The 15,676-nt window shown below is 43.7% G+C and carries 18 protein-coding genes and 1 other annotated feature; of the genes, 14 read left to right on the top strand and 4 right to left on the bottom strand.

Translation table 11 applies throughout. The features are described 5' to 3' along the window. Window positions 1-14 precede the first annotated feature (14 nt). From AC6IZR_RS08165 to AC6IZR_RS08150, 4 genes are read right to left on the bottom strand one after another with little or no spacing between them, the layout of a single operon-like run. Complete coding sequence (locus AC6IZR_RS08165) at window positions 15-341, bottom strand: DUF5960 family protein (protein WP_070586387.1); 327 nt, start codon at window positions 339-341, stop codon at window positions 15-17. Beyond that, the gene (locus AC6IZR_RS08160; protein ID WP_070586388.1) at window positions 322-693 is read right to left on the bottom strand and encodes a hypothetical protein; all 372 of its coding nucleotides are present in this window, start codon (window positions 691-693) and stop codon (window positions 322-324) included. Before AC6IZR_RS08160 ends, AC6IZR_RS08165 begins: the two co-directional genes overlap by 20 nt. After that, window positions 690-2,102, bottom strand: a complete 1,413-nt coding sequence (locus AC6IZR_RS08155; RefSeq protein WP_480993228.1) for a Y-family DNA polymerase — start codon at window positions 2,100-2,102, stop codon at window positions 690-692. The genes AC6IZR_RS08160 and AC6IZR_RS08155 overlap by 4 nt, the downstream gene beginning before the upstream one ends. Window positions 2,103-2,104: 2 nt before the next feature. Beyond that, window positions 2,105-2,782 (bottom strand): helix-turn-helix domain-containing protein, encoded by a 678-nt coding sequence (locus AC6IZR_RS08150; RefSeq protein ID WP_070586390.1) that lies wholly within the window; start codon window positions 2,780-2,782, stop codon window positions 2,105-2,107. Between the two features lie 159 nt (window positions 2,783-2,941). Between AC6IZR_RS08150 and asnA the strand changes: the two genes are divergently transcribed. The 14 genes from asnA to trpB all read left to right on the top strand — a co-directional run bounded on the left by asnA (window position 2,942) and on the right by trpB (window position 15,670). Continuing rightward, window positions 2,942-3,934 (top strand): aspartate--ammonia ligase, encoded by a 993-nt coding sequence (gene asnA, locus AC6IZR_RS08145; protein WP_003005888.1) that lies wholly within the window; start codon window positions 2,942-2,944, stop codon window positions 3,932-3,934. Between the two features lie 96 nt (window positions 3,935-4,030). After that, the gene (gene rsmD, locus AC6IZR_RS08140) at window positions 4,031-4,570 is read left to right on the top strand and encodes a 16S rRNA (guanine(966)-N(2))-methyltransferase RsmD (RefSeq protein WP_037607783.1); all 540 of its coding nucleotides are present in this window, start codon (window positions 4,031-4,033) and stop codon (window positions 4,568-4,570) included. Next, on the top strand, window positions 4,560-5,048 hold the full coding sequence (gene coaD / locus AC6IZR_RS08135; protein ID WP_070586391.1) for a pantetheine-phosphate adenylyltransferase: 489 nt from the start codon (window positions 4,560-4,562) through the stop codon (window positions 5,046-5,048). Before rsmD ends, coaD begins: the two co-directional genes overlap by 11 nt. Next, entirely contained in the window at window positions 5,032-6,114 is a 1,083-nt protein-coding gene (locus tag AC6IZR_RS08130) for a SepM family pheromone-processing serine protease (RefSeq protein ID WP_031575886.1), read from the top strand. Before coaD ends, AC6IZR_RS08130 begins: the two co-directional genes overlap by 17 nt. Before the next feature lie 162 nt (window positions 6,115-6,276). Beyond that, window positions 6,277-6,987 (top strand): thiol-disulfide oxidoreductase-associated membrane protein CcdA2, encoded by a 711-nt coding sequence (gene ccdA2, locus AC6IZR_RS08125; protein WP_070586392.1) that lies wholly within the window; start codon window positions 6,277-6,279, stop codon window positions 6,985-6,987. A 26-nt stretch (window positions 6,988-7,013) separates the two neighbouring features. After that, entirely contained in the window at window positions 7,014-7,337 is a 324-nt protein-coding gene (locus tag AC6IZR_RS08120) for a hypothetical protein (RefSeq protein WP_070586393.1), read from the top strand. A 56-nt stretch (window positions 7,338-7,393) separates the two neighbouring features. Next, window positions 7,394-7,954: a redoxin family protein gene (locus AC6IZR_RS08115; RefSeq protein ID WP_497848946.1), complete on the top strand. Its 561-nt coding sequence runs from the start codon at window positions 7,394-7,396 to the stop codon at window positions 7,952-7,954. Window positions 7,955-7,965: 11 nt separating this feature from the next. Next, a complete protein-coding gene (gene msrB / locus AC6IZR_RS08110; protein ID WP_497848418.1) occupies window positions 7,966-9,087 on the top strand; it encodes a peptide-methionine (R)-S-oxide reductase MsrB in 1,122 nt (373 codons plus the stop codon). Window positions 9,088-9,145: 58 nt separating this feature from the next. Then, window positions 9,146-9,880 carry a response regulator transcription factor gene (locus AC6IZR_RS08105; protein ID WP_223325774.1) on the top strand — a complete coding sequence of 245 codons (735 nt, stop codon included), beginning with the start codon at window positions 9,146-9,148 and terminating at the stop codon, window positions 9,878-9,880. Further along, a complete protein-coding gene (locus AC6IZR_RS08100; RefSeq protein ID WP_497848417.1) occupies window positions 9,877-11,589 on the top strand; it encodes a cache domain-containing sensor histidine kinase in 1,713 nt (570 codons plus the stop codon). Before AC6IZR_RS08105 ends, AC6IZR_RS08100 begins: the two co-directional genes overlap by 4 nt. A 284-nt stretch (window positions 11,590-11,873) precedes the next feature. Then, complete coding sequence (locus tag AC6IZR_RS08095) at window positions 11,874-12,449, top strand: YutD family protein (RefSeq protein WP_045759156.1); 576 nt, start codon at window positions 11,874-11,876, stop codon at window positions 12,447-12,449. 6 nt (window positions 12,450-12,455) lie between these two features. After that, on the top strand, window positions 12,456-13,544 hold the full coding sequence (gene rlmN, locus AC6IZR_RS08090) for a dual-specificity RNA methyltransferase RlmN (RefSeq protein WP_497848416.1): 1,089 nt from the start codon (window positions 12,456-12,458) through the stop codon (window positions 13,542-13,544). After that, window positions 13,531-14,058, top strand: a complete 528-nt coding sequence (locus AC6IZR_RS08085; RefSeq protein WP_070586397.1) for a VanZ family protein — start codon at window positions 13,531-13,533, stop codon at window positions 14,056-14,058. Before rlmN ends, AC6IZR_RS08085 begins: the two co-directional genes overlap by 14 nt. A gap of 67 nt (window positions 14,059-14,125) precedes the next feature. Next, window positions 14,126-14,361, top strand: a binding site (T-box leader). Window positions 14,362-14,482: 121 nt separating this feature from the next. Next, window positions 14,483-15,670 (top strand): tryptophan synthase subunit beta, encoded by a 1,188-nt coding sequence (gene trpB / locus AC6IZR_RS08080; protein ID WP_342984172.1) that lies wholly within the window; start codon window positions 14,483-14,485, stop codon window positions 15,668-15,670. Window positions 15,671-15,676: the final 6 nt, after the last annotated feature.

The raw sequence follows: 15,676 nt of genomic DNA, 5'->3' as shown, positions 1-15,676 counted from the left end.
AAAAGGATAGCTTCTCAGATCAAGCTATCCTTTTTCTCTGTCTGATGAGGATCTATCTTTTGTAAGTGATGTCCTGTATAAGCGTAAATACGGGTCAGGGGTGATTGGGAGAGTGTGGAAACCTTAAAATAGAAATAATGGTCTCGATGATCCCGACTTTTGGTGTGGTGAAGACGAAAGTAGTTTCGCTGGCCTGCTGCCATAGAGTGGAGAATATCGTCTTCTAAAAAGACGAGCGGCGTAGAAGTAGCGGCCCACTCGTAAAAGTCCGTCTCAAATTGGTGGTAATTCTCCGAAAAATAATCAAATTGTAATTCGTGTTTAGTCTGAATAGGTTTCATACGGTGTTTCCTCAGATTCAATAAAAATGATAGAGTCTACGAGGAGACGGTGGTAGTGGCCGTCGCTTTTGAGAAGAACCTCAGAAGCAGATAAGGTGTGAATCGAACCTGTGTAGGTTGCAAATTGATTCCCCTCTAGAGTCGTAATCGAGATCGTCGTTTGTTGTTGAAAGGCCTGCTCCAGCAGCTGGATCTGCTCGGCAAGTGGAAGAACCGTGAGCTGACTGCGGTCAATTTCTTTTGTATGCAGGGCGGTTGTGTGCTCGGATAAAAAGAAGCCAGCCCATTTGGCCATGCCACGATCTTGAAATTCGCGGGCGGATTGATAAGGGAGATAAGAACGGTCGATCATGTTAATCCATCTAAGCCTCCTGCGGAATGTCCGCCTGTTAGTTTACTACGTGCAATGGCGCGTGAGTTTTCTAGTAATGAGGAGCCTTTCTGAAGAGAGGTAAAGCCAAATTGATCCCGAATGCGGTCAATGGTCTGCTGAAGTTTCTCCTCTTTTTCCAGGGTTACTGGGTCATCAAAGAGAGAAAAGAGTTGAAGAGACTCTTCGACAAGTTCTCCATAAAAAACGCCGATCTGCCGAATGGCGCCTCCTTCGTACTTGGAGCGAAAGAGCCGCAGAACCGTATCGGATAAAACCTTGGTGGATTGGGTAGGCTCAATCTTTTGCTGGCAGTGAATGGACGGAAGTCCCTCGATTTTGGAGTAGGAGGCATGAATGGAGACCAGTTGGGTCTTCTTTTTTTTCCGTCGCAAGCGAATAGCCACCTGTTCAGCCATCTCCCGAAACACCAGTTCAATGTCGGCTTGTAGATGGTAGTCATAGGGCAAGATTTGAGAGTTACCAATGCCTCGTGATTTCGGACGATAAGGCTTGTGGACATTGCTTTCATCAATACCATGAGCATGGAACCAAAGTTGCAGACCCATGACTCCGAATTCTTTCTTTAAGAGATCTGGGTGAGCTTGAGCCAGTTCGGCAATAGACGTGATCCCGATCTTTTGCAATCGCTTTTCAGTACGACGTCCAATGCCCCAAAAATCAGTAAGCTGGGGCAGTTTCCAGACCTTGCTTTCTACATCTTCATAAGACCAATTGGAGCGCATATTTCGGCAATGCTTGGCTTCATTGTCCAAGGCTAGCTTGGCAAGAAGGGGATTGGCATTGCTGAGGCCGATGGTAGAGTAGATTCCAGTTTCCTGCCAGATCCTTTTTTGGATCCTGGCAGAAAGGAGATCCAGTTTCTCCTTTCGAGAGAGGGAGGAATCTGGAATAAAATAATTTAAAGAAGAAGTCAGATCGATAAAGCCTTCGTCAATCGAGTAAGGGAAAATATCATCTGGTGCCGCAAATTCCTGAAAGACTTTTTGAATCTCCATATTGACCTGAATGTAGGCATTCATCCGTGGTGGCACAATCAGGGTCCTCTTAGCCCAGGATTCAATGGATGCAATAAAGACTGGATCTGTGGGCAATCCTTGCTTTTTAGCGGCGTAGCTATTAAATTTTCTGGTTTTGAGGTCAAAAGGTAGGTCGTAGCTACGGCTGACATTTTTCTTGCCGAAGACTTGTTTGAAAACGGGAGAGCTCGCCAAAATCAGGCCGGCTGAATTGTCGCTCCGACTCATGACGCAAAGGGAAGTCGTCAAGGGGTTGAGCCCCAGACGGACACATTCACAGCTAGCATAAAAACTTTTCATATCCACAAAAGCAATATCAGAATGAGGCTCACGTGAATAATCAAATAGCATATTTAAACCTCGAGTGGAAGAAAATGCCCGACTACAATGCCGACGATTTTGGGCTCGTCTTCATAGGGAGCAAATAAATCGTCGTAATCAGGGTTGATGGATTCTAAGCGCAAGCCCTCCGCTTCCCGATAGACTTTCTTGATGTAGGTTTTTCCATTCCAGATGAGGGCGTAGACAGCCCCATCATAGTCAAAGCCAGTCTGCTTCATGAGGGCAACAGAGCCATTGGGATAAAGAGGTTCCATCGAATCTCCGGATACCCAAGAAGCGAAATCGTGCTGGATCTCTTGATCAAAATAGACAGTTTCATAGTCCGTTTCGTTGTCATAAAAGGTGTGTCCTAAACCGGCTGCTAGTTCAATCGAAAGAACCTTATAAGCAGTCAAGGAAACAACTTTTTGCTGCTGTTCCAATAACTGGCTGGCCAACTGGTCGACTTTCTTTTGATGAGGTGGGGTTAATAAAGGGTAGGTGTAGAGTGCGGAGTCTTTGTTAATAAAGTAGTCCTCTTTAACGGAGAGGCGCTTGGCCAACCTCCTGAGATTTTTTTCGTGTGGCTCCGATAAGCCATTCTCCCAACTGGAGTAAGTCTTGCGAGAAATCTTGAGATCCTCGTAGACATCTGCTTGGGTCAAGCCTTTTTCCAGGCGTCTTTCTTTTAGTTTTTTTGCATCAAACATGTCGCTTCTCCTATGTAACGTTTTAAAAGTTACGTATAGTTTATCAAAAATGAATCCTTTTTGCAAGAGAAAAATTCAGTTGAAAACGAATGAAAAGACTTGATTTTGATTGAAAAAAGAGTATAATCATTTCTAAAATGTCTATAAATGAGGAACTATATGAAAAAAAGTTTTATCCACCAACAAAAAGAAATTTCGTTTGTTAAAACGACGTTTACGCAGTATTTAAAAGATAAATTGGACATCATTGAAGTCCAAGGACCGATTTTGAGCAAGGTCGGAGACGGGATGCAGGATAACCTTTCTGGGATTGAACATCCGGTATCTGTAAAGGTCCTTCAAATTCCTGATGAGACTTATGAAGTCGTGCATTCACTTGCAAAATGGAAACGCCATACCTTGGCACGTTTTGGTTTTGGCGAAGGAGAAGGTCTCTTTGTCCATATGAAGGCTCTTCGTCCAGATGAAGATTCGCTAGATGCCATCCACTCTGTTTATGTAGACCAATGGGACTGGGAAAAAGTCATCCCAAATGGTCAACGCAACATCGCCTACCTCAAGGAAACGGTTGAAAAAATCTACAAGGCGATTCGTTTAACAGAACTAGCAGTAGAGGCGCGCTATGATATTGAGTCAGTTCTTCCAAAACAAATTACCTTCGTTCACACAGAAGAATTGGTGGAACGCTACCCAGATTTAACTCCAAAAGAGCGTGAAAATGCCATTGCCAAAGAATTCGGAGCCGTTTTCTTGATCGGGATTGGTGGAGAGCTTGCAGATGGCAAACCACACGATGGACGTGCCCCTGACTATGATGACTGGACAACTGAGTCTGAAAATGGCTACAAGGGCTTGAATGGTGATATCCTCGTCTGGAATGACGTTCTAGGTTCAGCCTTTGAGTTGTCTTCAATGGGGATCCGTGTCGATGAAGATACGCTTCGCCGTCAAGTTGCGATTACAGGGGACGAGGATCGTCTCCAATTAGAGTGGCACAAGGCCTTGTTAAATGGTCTCTTCCCACTCACGATTGGTGGAGGGATTGGACAATCTCGTTTGGCTATGTTCTTACTTCGTAAGAAACATATCGGTGAAGTCCAAACCAGTGTCTGGCCTCAATCTGTCCGCGATGAATATGAAAATATCCTATAAGGAAAGAAAGAGTCGAGCAGAGTGCTCGGCTCTTTTAATTGTCGCTTGACCATATCAAATCGCAATTTTCTGATTTTTTTTGGTATAATGGTCCCTATGAAAATAGTATCTGGAACCTATGGGGGACGCCCCCTCAAAACACTTGAAGGAAAAACAACCAGGCCGACTTCTGATAAGGTCAGAGGGGCCATGTTCAATATGATTGGTCCTTACTTTGATGGTGGAAGAGTGCTGGATCTCTATGCTGGAAGCGGTGGGCTCTCTATCGAAGCAGTTTCTCGAGGCATGTCAGAGGCTGTTCTAGTAGAACGAGATCGTAGAGCGCAGGAGATTGTAGCAGCCAATATTGCCATGACCAAGGAAAAGGAACGATTTCAACTGCTAAAAATGGAGGCCAAGCAAGCCTTGGGGCTTCTAACGGGTACCTTTGATTTGGTGTTTTTGGATCCTCCTTATGCCAAGGAAGAGATTGTCCGCGACATCGAAACCTTGTGCGAGCGTCAACTCTTGTCAGAGGACATCATGATTGTGTGTGAAACCGATAAACACGTAGAACTTCCTGAGGAAATCGGACAAGTGGGAATCTGGAAAGAAAAAATCTATGGAATTAGTAAGGTAACAGTATATGTCAGATAGAAATGGATTGTTTACAGGATCGTTTGATCCGATTACCATTGGGCATGTGCAATTGATCGAGCGAGCTAGTCGCTTGTTTGACCGTGTCTATGTCGGAATTTTTTATAATCCGGAAAAAGTCGGACTCTTTTCCATTGAGCAGCGCGTGCGCATGGTGGAAGGGGCCTTGGCTCATTTGAAAAATGTTGAAATTGTGACGTCAACTCAAGAATTGGCTGTGACAGTGGCGCGCAATCTTGGCGTGGTGACCTTGATCCGGGGCTTGCGCAATGCACAGGATCTGGTATACGAAGCCAATATGGATTATTTTAATCACCAGTTGGCGCCTGAATTGGAGACTATTTATCTCTATGCCCAGCCTCCTTACCAGGCCATTAGTTCAACGCGTATTCGAGAGTTGCTGGCTTTTCAGCAGGATATCTCACCTTATGTCCCAGAGAGTGTAATGGAGGAAATCAAAGATGACACAAGCGAATAAACCAAGCTTGACCCCTAAAAAGAAAAAAGGCCGATTGAAAGAATACCGATGGCCGATTGCAGGCGTTCTCTTCTTGCTCCTCTTGCTAGCTGCTTTTGTGATTCGCCTTCCCTATTATATTGAAATGCCAGGAACGGCAGAAGACATTCGATCCGTCATGACAGTCGATGGAAAAATGGATACCAAATCAGGATCTTATGACTTTGTAACCGTAGCAGTGAAAGAAGCGACCCCGGCTGATTTGATCTATGCTTGGGCGACCCCTTTTACAGATATCTACTCTGCCAAGGATATGACAGGCGGTAGTTCGAGCCAAGAATTTACGCGGATTAACCAATTCTATATGGAAACCTCGCAAAATATGGCCATCTACCAAGGGTTAAAGACAGCTGGAAAAGAAACCCAGATGGACTTTCTTGGTGTTTATGTCATGCAGGTAGCAGATGACTCGACCTTTAAGGGAATCTTGAACATTGCGGATACCGTCACCGGTGTGAATGGCAAGACCTTTAAGAGTTCCAAAGAATTGATTGACTATGTCGGTTCTCAAAAAATTGGCGATCCCGTTTCAGTGACCTATATTGAGGATGGACAAACCAAGACCGCAGACGGAAAAATCATCAAATTGTCCAACGGGAAAAACGGAATCGGGATTAGCCTGATCGACCGGACTGAAGCCAAAGGCGATGTTCCTGTCCAGTTTGCGACTCAAGGAATTGGTGGACCAAGTGCCGGTATGATGTTTAGCCTAGCCATCTACACTCAAGTGGCTGATCCAGATCTTCGTCAGGGACGCCATATTGCAGGGACAGGAACTATTAACCAAGATGGAACGGTTGGTGATATCGGTGGGATTGACAAGAAAGTCGTCGCAGCCGATAAAGAAGGAGCAGAAATTTTCTTTGCCCCTAATAACCCTGTTTCCAAAGAAGAAAAGAAAGCCAATCCCAAGGCCAAATCAAACTATGAAACAGCTAAAGAAGCAGCGAAACAAATTCATTCGAAGATGAAAATTGTCCCCGTCAAGACCCTTCAAGACGCTATTGATTATTTGAAGAAGAAGTAGAAGTATCTTGCTAGATCAGTCTCGTACTTGAAAGTACGAGGTAGAGTTGGCAGATAGGAAGATTCACCTTCTAATCAAATTCAAGTTTTTGCTTATCAATCTCTCTATTTTTAGAGGGATTTTTTCTTTATACTGGTATCAGAAAGAAAGGGAGGTAGTGAAATGATTCAAACCAGTTTGTTTTCCATTTCAGTATTCTTAGCGGGAGTTCTATCCTTTTTCTCCCCATGTATTTTGCCACTGATGCCAGTCTATGTAGGGATTCTATTGGATTCTGAACGTGTGAAAACTGTTCGGATTTTTGGAAGAGATATTTCTTGGTATGGCTTGGTGAAAACTCTTTGTTTTATCGCAGGTCTATCAACTGTTTTCCTGATTCTAGGATACGGTGCAGGGGCCCTTGGGCAGGTGCTTTATGCTCCATGGTTTCGCTATCTGCTAGGAGGGATTGTGATCTTATTAGGGATTCACCAAATGGAAGTGATCAATCTGAGACAACTCCAAAAACAAAAGACCATCCAACTCAAAAAGAATCGGGAGCGCAATGAATTCTTCAATGCTTTTCTGATAGGGGTTACCTTCAGTTTTGGTTGGACCCCTTGTGTCGGACCAGTTTTGAGTTCTGTTCTAGCCATTGCCGCTTCTGGAGGAGATGGTGCTTTACAAGGTGCCTTCCTGATGCTGGTCTATACATTAGGGTTGGCGCTACCCTTCTTAGTCTTGGCCTTGGCTTCTAGCTGGGTTCTACAACATTTTGCTAAACTCAAGCCCCACATGGGAACCTTGAAAAAAATTGGTGGTGCCCTCATCATCTTGATGGGTATCTTGCTGATGCTTGGAAATCTTAATAGCCTCGCATCTTTGTTTCACTAATCTTAAAGGATTAAAGGAGAAAAATCATGAAAAAAATTCTTACACTAACCATTGCTACGCTTAGCCTCGTTACTTTAGCAGCTTGTTCTGGTCAAAAATCGGATTCAGATATGAAAAAAACGGACGATAGTAGTATGATGAAGAAGGACGATATGAAGAAGGATGATATGAAGGATTCATCCATGTCCGATGATAAAATGAAAAAAGAAGACATGAAAGATTCATCTATGATGTCTGACAGCAGTTCTGAAATGAAGGACGATATGAAAAAAGATGAGATGAAATCTAGCGATTCAGAAATGAAAGACGAAAAGAGTGGATCATCGGATATGAAATCAGACAAGGAATAAAAGAAGGGAGAGGTCATCTGAGGATGACTTTCTCCTTGTTTAAAGAGGTGATAATGATGAAAAAATTAGCTTTAGTAGCTGTAGGAATCTTGTGTACTGGACTTTTGGGGGCTTGTTCGAGTAAAGGAATGGCTACTTCCAATAAGGATATGGGCCAACAAACAGCCAAAGCTGGGGATAGGCAAACATCTGGCAAGAAAGTGAAGGAGTTTAGCCTGCAAGGAGTGGATGGCAAGACCTACCGCTTGTCTGATTACAAGGGAAAGAAAGTTTACCTCAAATTTTGGGCTTCCTGGTGCTCTATTTGCTTATCGACATTAGAGGATACCAATGAGTTAGCAAAAGAAGAGGCAGGTAAGGATTATGTGGTCTTATCCGTTGTAGCTCCAACTTTTAATGGCGAAAAATCAGCAGCAGATTTCAAAAACTGGTACCAGTCTTTGGATTACAAGGATTTCCCAGTCTTGCTGGATAGTAAAGGGGAGCTGCTAAAAGAGTATGGGATTCGGTCTTATCCATCGGCACTCTTTATCAATAGTGATGGGACTTTATCGAAAAGTCATATCGGCTATATGAATAAAGAGGATATCCTCAAGACCTTAGAGAACATGCAGTAAGGAGATAGACAATGGAAACAAAATGGAAAGTGTTTGCTATTCTTCTCATTGCCTTATTATCGATTGGTTTCTTTTTCTTTAGTAAGGGATCAAACGGAATGGATCAATCAGAAACAAGCACTGAGATGATTAAAAAAGCATCGATGAGTCAGACTCCAATAGCCAAAAAGGAAACAAAGGAAACGGTTGATCCAAAGGATCAGCGCGAAATTTATTTGGCTGGTGGTTGCTTCTGGGGTGTAGAGGAATATTTCTCCCGTGTTCCAGGTGTGATCGATGCTGTATCAGGCTACGCTAATGGAAAGGGAGAAACGACCAAGTATGAATTAGTCCCTCAAACAGGCCATGCCGAAACAGTTCACATCACTTACAATGTCAAGAAGGTATCTCTGAAAGAATTGCTCCTGCATTATTTCCGGATTATCGACCCAACGTCGAAGAATCGTCAAGGAAATGATCAAGGAACACAATACCGAACAGGTGTCTATTATGTCTCTCAAGAGGACCTTCCAACCATTAACCAAGTCTTTGAAGAGGTGGCAAAAAAATACGACAAACCGTTAGCAGTGGAAAAAGAGCCACTGACCAATTTCATCAAGGCTGAGGACTACCACCAGGATTATCTAAAGAAACATCCGAATGGGTACTGCCATATCGATGTCAATCAGGCTTCTTATCCTGTTATTGATGCTAGTCGCTACTCTAAGCCAAGCGATGAGGAAATCAAAAAGAAGTTATCTCCTGAAGAGTATGCGGTGACACAAAAAAATGATACCGAACGGGCCTTCTCCAATCGTTACTGGGATCAGTTTGATGCCGGTATTTATGTAGATGTCGTGACCGGTGAGCCGCTCTTTTCCTCTAAGGATAAATTTGATTCTGGTTGTGGTTGGCCAAGTTTCAGTCGGCCTATTAGTCCTGATGTGGCCATCTATAAGGAGGATAAGAGTTTCAATATGACTCGGACAGAAGTTCGGAGCCGTGTAGGAAATTCTCATCTGGGCCATGTTTTTACCGATGGTCCCAAGGAAAAAGGCGGCCTTCGCTATTGCATCAATAGTTTGTCTATTACCTTCATTCCCAAAGCAGAAATGAAAGAAAAGGGCTACGGTTATTTATTGGACTACGTCTGAGACATTTGGAACCATAATTTGCTATAATAAGTATAGCAAAGACAAGTAGGTGAAAGACATGTATGCGATCATGATTGTGGAAGATGAAGAGCTTATCCGGCAGGGACTGACTTCCTTAGTGGATTATGAACAGTTTGGAATGACCGTCATCAACCAGGCAGAAAATGGCCGTGAGGCCTGGGAGAAGTTTCAAGAGCAACCAGCCGACATCCTTCTAACTGATATCAATATGCCACAAATGAACGGCTTGGATCTGGCCCATCTCGTCAAGGAGAAGTCTCCGTCTTGTCATATCATTTTTTTGACGGGTTATGATGACTTTGAGTTTGCGAGGAAAGCCATCAAGTTAGGTGCAGATGATTATTTGCTGAAGCCTTTTTCAAAAGATGATATTGAAGAGATGTTAGCAAAGGTGAAGGGAAAACTCGATCAAGAGCGAAAAAAGGCGCAAGTCGAAGATTTGGTCAGTCATGGTTATTCGACAGACTTGGAAGAAGCCATTCATGCTCGTTTAGCAGACTCTCAGTTAACTCTAAAGGATCTGGCCTATCAACTTGGTTTCAGTGCCTCTTATCTAAGTGTATTGATCAAGAAAAAATTGGGACTCCCCTTCCAAGACTACCTCATCCAGGAGCGAATGAAGAAGGCTCAACTCTTGCTTCTCACGACAGATCTAAAGATTTATGAGATCGCCGATCAGGTTGGTTTTGAAGATATGAACTATTTTTCTCAACGCTTTAAGCAGGTGGTTGGGGTGACACCAAGGCAGTACAAAAAAGGAGAGCATGAATGAAACGATATCCCTTGCTGATTCAGCTGGTCCTCTACTTTTTTCTCTTCATTCTCCTACTTTTTGGTCTCATCGGTAGCCTTTACTATCAAACGAGTTCAGGGACGATCCGCCAGCTAACGGAACGGACGACAAGAAATAGTATCGATCAAAGCAGTCAGTTTATCACCTCTTATCTAAAAAAATTAAAGCAGACGACAACGGTGCTTAGCAAGGAACAGGCTGTTCGCCAATTTGCCCAAGACAAGAGTGCGGATCAAGAAACGGTTCAACACTTGATGCGAACGATGATAGAAACGGATCCGGACCTGGTCTCAGCGGTCTTGGTGACCAAGGATGGACGTCTGGTAGCGACAGATTCCAAAATCAGCATGCAGACTTCCTCAGATATGATGAATGAAAGTTGGTATCAAGAGGCGATTAAGGAAAGAGCCATGCCAGTTTTGACGCCAGCTCGAAAGGAATCCTTGACCTCGGAAAAAGAAAAATGGGTGGTTTCTATTACCCAAGAAGTGGTCGATCAGGCTGGTCAAAATCTCGGAGTAGTACGCTTGGATATTGGCTACGATAGCCTTCAGGCTTACTTGGATCACCTTCAACTAGGGAGACAAGGCTTTAGTTTTATCATTAATCAAAAGCATGAGTTTGTCTACCATCCTAAAAAGGCGGTCTATTCCTCCAGCCAAGAAATGCAGGCCATGCAGCCCTATATTGCTGTGACAGATGGCTATGCTAAAGGAGGACAGAATTTTATCTATCAGGTTCCGATTCCAGATAGCGATTGGACCTTGATTGGAGTGGCTTCACTTGAAGGACTTCAGATGCTGCAGTCGCAACTCCTGTACTCTTTCATTGGTCTAGGATTACTAGCTTTGATCATGTGTTTGATAGGGATCGGCTTTGTTCTGCGTTTGTGGATCAAACCCTTACAAGACCTTCAGACTATCATTTTGAGGATTGGAGCAGGAGATGCTCACGTGAGGGCTGCAGCCAAAGGATCTCCAGAATTGGTGGCCCTCGCTCAAGCTTTTAATGCCATGTTGGACCAAATCGATCACCTCATGCAACAGGTCAAGGAAGAGGAACAGAACGCACGGCGGTACGAGTTGCGGGCACTTTCTGCTCAGATAAATCCGCATTTCCTCTACAATACTTTGGATACGATTGTCTGGATGGCAGAGTTTAACGATAGTCGGCGCGTGGTCGACATCACCAAGTCTTTGGCCCAATATTTTCGACTGGCTCTCAACCAAGGCCAGGAACAAATCCTACTGAGAGATGAAATCGACCATGTCCGCCAGTATCTTTTCATTCAGAAGCAACGTTATGGTGAAAAGCTCAATTATGAAATTCTAGAAGATGAACGGTTGGTCGACTATCAGCTCCCCAAATTAGTGCTTCAACCCTTAGTGGAAAATGCGATTTACCATGGCATTAAAGAGATCGATCGGCCAGGTCTCATTCGAGTGACAACTGAAGTCAGTGGAGACTACGCCTGCGTATCGATTTTTGACAATGGACGAGGGTTTGATCGATCAGAATCAACAGACCAAACCCTTCTTCGTTTAGGAGGTGTTGGCTTGAAAAATGTGGACCAACGATTGCATCTTCAATTTGGCGAAGCCTATCATATGGAGATTGATTCTAAGGCCAATAGCTATACCAAAATTACTCTTTTTTTGCCACTTGCATCCGGCAATGAATATTCATAGAGGCTGGGACAAAAGTCCTAGCCTCTCAATTATTTTTGGATTGTCGAGCAAGACGCAGTGGTTGAGTGGGCTCTACTACGTTGATTTCATCAGCTTTTACAGCCCTACTCAACTGTGCGGAGGTGGGACGACGAAATCGAATTGTAACGAGTTACCGATTTCTATCCCACTCTCTTTTTGCTCTCAAAGGAATTTCAACTCTTTTCTAGTCAAATCTGACGCAAGTCATCAAATTTATGATAAAATAAAGTGTTACAGTAAATAGATTTTGATGAAGGAACACTATGCGAAAAGAGATTGACCCTGAATTATATAATTACAATAAATTTCCTGGACCTGTCTTTCATCAGGTAGGAGACCAAATCCGTTCAGAAAACCTCTCCTTTGAGCTCTTGAAAAATGAGAAGGAAGCTTTTGATGCGACTGTTTTTGGTCAGCGATTTTCTGAGATTTTAACCAAGTTTGATTACATTGTTGGTGATTGGAGCAATGAGCAGTTGCGCTTGCGTGGCTTCTATAAGGAAGAGCGCGATGTTGCAACGATGGATAAATTAAGTCGCTTAGACGATTATTTGTTAGAATATTGTAGCTATGGTTGTGCTTATTTTGTCCTTGAAAATAAGGAACCTCATCGTGCTTCTTTTGATAAGAAATCACCGGTCAAAAAAGCTCAATCAGAAGAAAGAGAACCTAAAAAGCGTTCGCGTAATCGCAAACAAAAAGATCGTTTCCAAAAACGAGAACGCGACAAGGGACAACCAGCCAAAAACTCGAAAAAAACAAGACCGTCTGCTGAGACTAAAAAGACAACGAAGACAGACAACAAACGTCATTTTGTGATTCGACAAAAAGAGGAGTAAGAAAGAATGAAACCATCCATTTATAGTTTAACACGCCAGGATATGATTGATTGGGCGGAAGAAAACGGCGAAAAGAAATTCCGTGCAGCACAAATCTGGGAATGGCTCTATCGCAAACGCGTCCAGTCCTTCGAAGAAATGACCAACCTTTCTAAGGACTTGATTGCGAAGTTGAATGATCAGTTTGTCGTCAACCCACTCAAGCAACGGATCGTGCAAGAGTCAGCAGACGGGACGGTCAAGTACCTCTTTGAATTGCCAGACGGCATGTTGATTGAAACCGTCTTGATGCGTCAGCACTACGGTTTATCTGTCTGTGTAACGACTCAAGTAGGATGCAATATTGGTTGTACCTTCTGTGCTTCTGGTTTGATCAAAAAACAACGCGATTTGAACAATGGGGAAATCGTGTCTCAAATCATGTTGGTGCAAAAATACTTTGACGAACGTGGCCAAGACGAACGGGTCAGCCATATCGTTGTCATGGGGATCGGAGAACCATTTGACAACTATAACAATGTCTTGAAATTTATCCGGACGGTCAACGATGACAAGGGATTAGCGATTGGTGCTCGTCATATTACCGTGTCAACTTCTGGTTTGGCTCATAAAATTCGTGACTTTGCAAATGAAGGTGTGCAGGTCAATTTGGCAGTGTCTCTTCATGCTCCCAACAATGACTTGCGCTCTAGCATCATGAAGATCAACCGCGCTTTCCCAATTGAAAAATTGTTTGCGGCGATTGAATACTATATTGAGACTACGAACCGTCGGGTGACCTTTGAGTACATCATGCTCAATGAAGTCAATGACGGGGTCGAGCAAGCCTTAGAGTTAGCAGAATTGCTCAAGAATATCAAGAAATTGTCTTATGTTAACTTGATTCCTTACAATCCTGTCAGTGAGCATGACCAATATAGCCGGAGTCCAAAAGAACGGGTCATGGCCTTCTATGATACCTTGAAAAAACAAGGTGTTAACTGTGTAGTGCGTCAAGAGCACGGTACAGATATTGATGCTGCCTGTGGCCAATTGCGTTCAAATACCATGAAACGGGACTGGGAGAAAGCGATTGTTGAACATGCGCAACCTTAAACAAGGGCTGATGGATCATACAGAACTAACAAAAAGAGGAAGAAGGCTGTTACGGAGTGGCAGCTTCTTCTATTTTATCCTCTTGTGTTTGATGTGTTTTTTGCCCCAACAGCCAGAGCCAGGTATGGAAACACCGGGTATTCAACATTTCGGTCGTATCGTCGTTCTGCTAGTTCCTCTTAATTCGGTGATGAATCTTGGCCAGATTACCAGTGTCCTCCAACTCATTAAGGTCATCCTCCAAAATATAGCCAATATCTTTTTGTTAAGCCCGCTGGTCTTTCAACTTCTCTGGCTATGGCCCTGGTTGAGGAGCCGCAAACGGGTCTTGTGCTTCGGCTTTGCGATGAGCTTGTGGATTGAATGCAGCCAAGTTCTGTTAGATCTCTTGTTTGATGCCAATCGTGTCTTTGAGCTAGATGATTTGTGGACCAATACCTTAGGAGCTTATCTGGCTTATTTAGGCTTTCAGTATTGCAGAGCACGATTGCTAGCAAAAAATGGGGAAATGTAAAATCCGAACATTTTAGTGTCTTTTTGAAATTTTTGTTGACAAAGTCAGAAGCGGGAGCTATAATAGTTTCAAGACATCAGAAAAGTAGAGATTTTTCTCACTTCCAGGGAGCTTGTGGTGATTGCGAACAAGCAGTGGTGAATCTTGAAATGGGCTGATGCGTTTATGATAATGAATTTGAAACAATAAAAATTCGGTGAGCACACCTTATCGTGCACCCTGTTGTTAGACAGGTCAGAGATGTAGGAGAAAGAATATCTTCCTACAATTGAGGTGGCACCGCGGTATCGAATCGTCCTCACACAGATTTTTCTGTGTGAGGTTTTTTGTATCTCAAAGGAACCCAGTGAGACTGCAGCTCAAAGGGCCCGCGAGAGAAAAAGATCATAAACAGGATTGAAGATATAGAAAAGAGGACACAATCATGACAGAAACAAAAGGCTATTTCGGACAATTTGGTGGATCTTTCGTACCAGAACCCATTCAAAACTTGCTCAATCAATTAGAGGAAACTTTTGAACAATATAAAAATGATCCAGAATTTATCGCAGAATATAAACATTATTTGAAAGACTATTCTGGACGGGAAACACCGCTCTACTTTGCGGAAAGTTTGACAGAGCATTTAGGTGGGGCAAAAATTTATTTGAAGCGCGAAGACTTGAATCACCTAGGTTCACATAAATTGAATAACGTTTTGGGGCAAATCCTCTTGGCTAAACGCATGGGCAAAACGCGCGTGATTGCTGAAACAGGAGCCGGTCAACACGGTGTAGCTACAGCAGCTGCGGCAGCTAAGTTCGGTATGGCCTGTGATGTCTACATGGGGGCAGAAGACGTGGAACGCCAACGCTTGAATGTCTTCCGCATGGAAATGATGGGGGCAACCGTCCATGCGGTTGAAACCGGGACTAAGACCTTGAAAGATGCCGTTGATGCGGCGTTTGGAGCATGGATGGCGGATCTGGATGCCTTTTACGTTTTGGGTTCTGCTGTTGGACCTCACCCTTACCCAACCATTGTGCATGAATTCCAAAAAGTAATCAGTGAAGAATCTAAACGTCAAATCTTGGAAAAAGAAGGCAGTTTGCCGGATTATGTGATTGCCTGTGTCGGTGGTGGCTCTAATGCCATTGGTGCCTTTTCTGAATATGTCGCAGAAGAGGAAGTCGGCTTGATTGGGGTAGAAGCAGCTGGACATGGCTTGGACACCGATCAACACGCAGCGACCATGACCAAAGGGACTATCGGTGTGGTTGATGGTATGAAGACCTATGCTGTCTTTGGCGAAGATGGAAAAGTAGCGCCAGTTTACTCGATCTCTGCTGGTTTGGACTACCCAGGGGTTGGCCCGGAGCATGCTTTCTTTAAAGATTCTGGTCGTGTCGAATATGTAGCAGCGACAGATGATGAAGCAGTAGAAGCCCTTCTTCTTCTCAGTAAGACAGAAGGAATTCTCCCAGCCATTGAAAGCTCACACGCGATTGCAGAAGCGGTTAAACGTGCTCCAAAACTGGATAAAGACAAGATCATCATCATCAACGTTTCCGGACGTGGGGACAAGGACGTAGCTGCCATCGCCGATTATCTAGAAGCGAAGGCTGCAAAATAAAAAGAA

Source organism: Streptococcus mobilis, from assembly GCF_059727625.1.
The sequence above is the reverse complement of the archived record's forward strand: the minus strand, read 5'-3'. Positions and strand labels throughout refer to the sequence as shown.

Bases quoted from the DNA above. Each gene is read 5' to 3' on its own strand.
- coaD (WP_070586391.1), top strand. From the start codon at position 4,560: ATGTCAGATAGAAATGGATTGTTTACAGGATCGTTTGATCCGATTACC.
- AC6IZR_RS08085 (WP_070586397.1), top strand. From the start codon at position 13,531: ATGCGCAACCTTAAACAAGGGCTGATGGATCATACAGAACTAACAAAA.
- AC6IZR_RS08120 (WP_070586393.1), top strand. From the start codon at position 7,014: ATGAAAAAAATTCTTACACTAACCATTGCTACGCTTAGCCTCGTTACT.
- AC6IZR_RS08160 (WP_070586388.1), bottom strand. From the start codon at position 693: ATGATCGACCGTTCTTATCTCCCTTATCAATCCGCCCGCGAATTTCAA.
- AC6IZR_RS08150 (WP_070586390.1), bottom strand. From the start codon at position 2,782: ATGTTTGATGCAAAAAAACTAAAAGAAAGACGCCTGGAAAAAGGCTTG.
- AC6IZR_RS08100 (WP_497848417.1), top strand. From the start codon at position 9,877: ATGAAACGATATCCCTTGCTGATTCAGCTGGTCCTCTACTTTTTTCTC.
- msrB (WP_497848418.1), top strand. From the start codon at position 7,966: ATGGAAACAAAATGGAAAGTGTTTGCTATTCTTCTCATTGCCTTATTA.
- AC6IZR_RS08165 (WP_070586387.1), bottom strand. From the start codon at position 341: ATGAAACCTATTCAGACTAAACACGAATTACAATTTGATTATTTTTCG.
- AC6IZR_RS08095 (WP_045759156.1), top strand. From the start codon at position 11,874: ATGCGAAAAGAGATTGACCCTGAATTATATAATTACAATAAATTTCCT.
- ccdA2 (WP_070586392.1), top strand. From the start codon at position 6,277: ATGATTCAAACCAGTTTGTTTTCCATTTCAGTATTCTTAGCGGGAGTT.
- rlmN (WP_497848416.1), top strand. From the start codon at position 12,456: ATGAAACCATCCATTTATAGTTTAACACGCCAGGATATGATTGATTGG.
- rsmD (WP_037607783.1), top strand. From the start codon at position 4,031: ATGAAAATAGTATCTGGAACCTATGGGGGACGCCCCCTCAAAACACTT.
- AC6IZR_RS08130 (WP_031575886.1), top strand. From the start codon at position 5,032: ATGACACAAGCGAATAAACCAAGCTTGACCCCTAAAAAGAAAAAAGGC.
- AC6IZR_RS08115 (WP_497848946.1), top strand. From the start codon at position 7,394: ATGAAAAAATTAGCTTTAGTAGCTGTAGGAATCTTGTGTACTGGACTT.
- asnA (WP_003005888.1), top strand. From the start codon at position 2,942: ATGAAAAAAAGTTTTATCCACCAACAAAAAGAAATTTCGTTTGTTAAA.
- AC6IZR_RS08155 (WP_480993228.1), bottom strand. From the start codon at position 2,102: ATGCTATTTGATTATTCACGTGAGCCTCATTCTGATATTGCTTTTGTG.
- AC6IZR_RS08105 (WP_223325774.1), top strand. From the start codon at position 9,146: ATGTATGCGATCATGATTGTGGAAGATGAAGAGCTTATCCGGCAGGGA.
- trpB (WP_342984172.1), top strand. From the start codon at position 14,483: ATGACAGAAACAAAAGGCTATTTCGGACAATTTGGTGGATCTTTCGTA.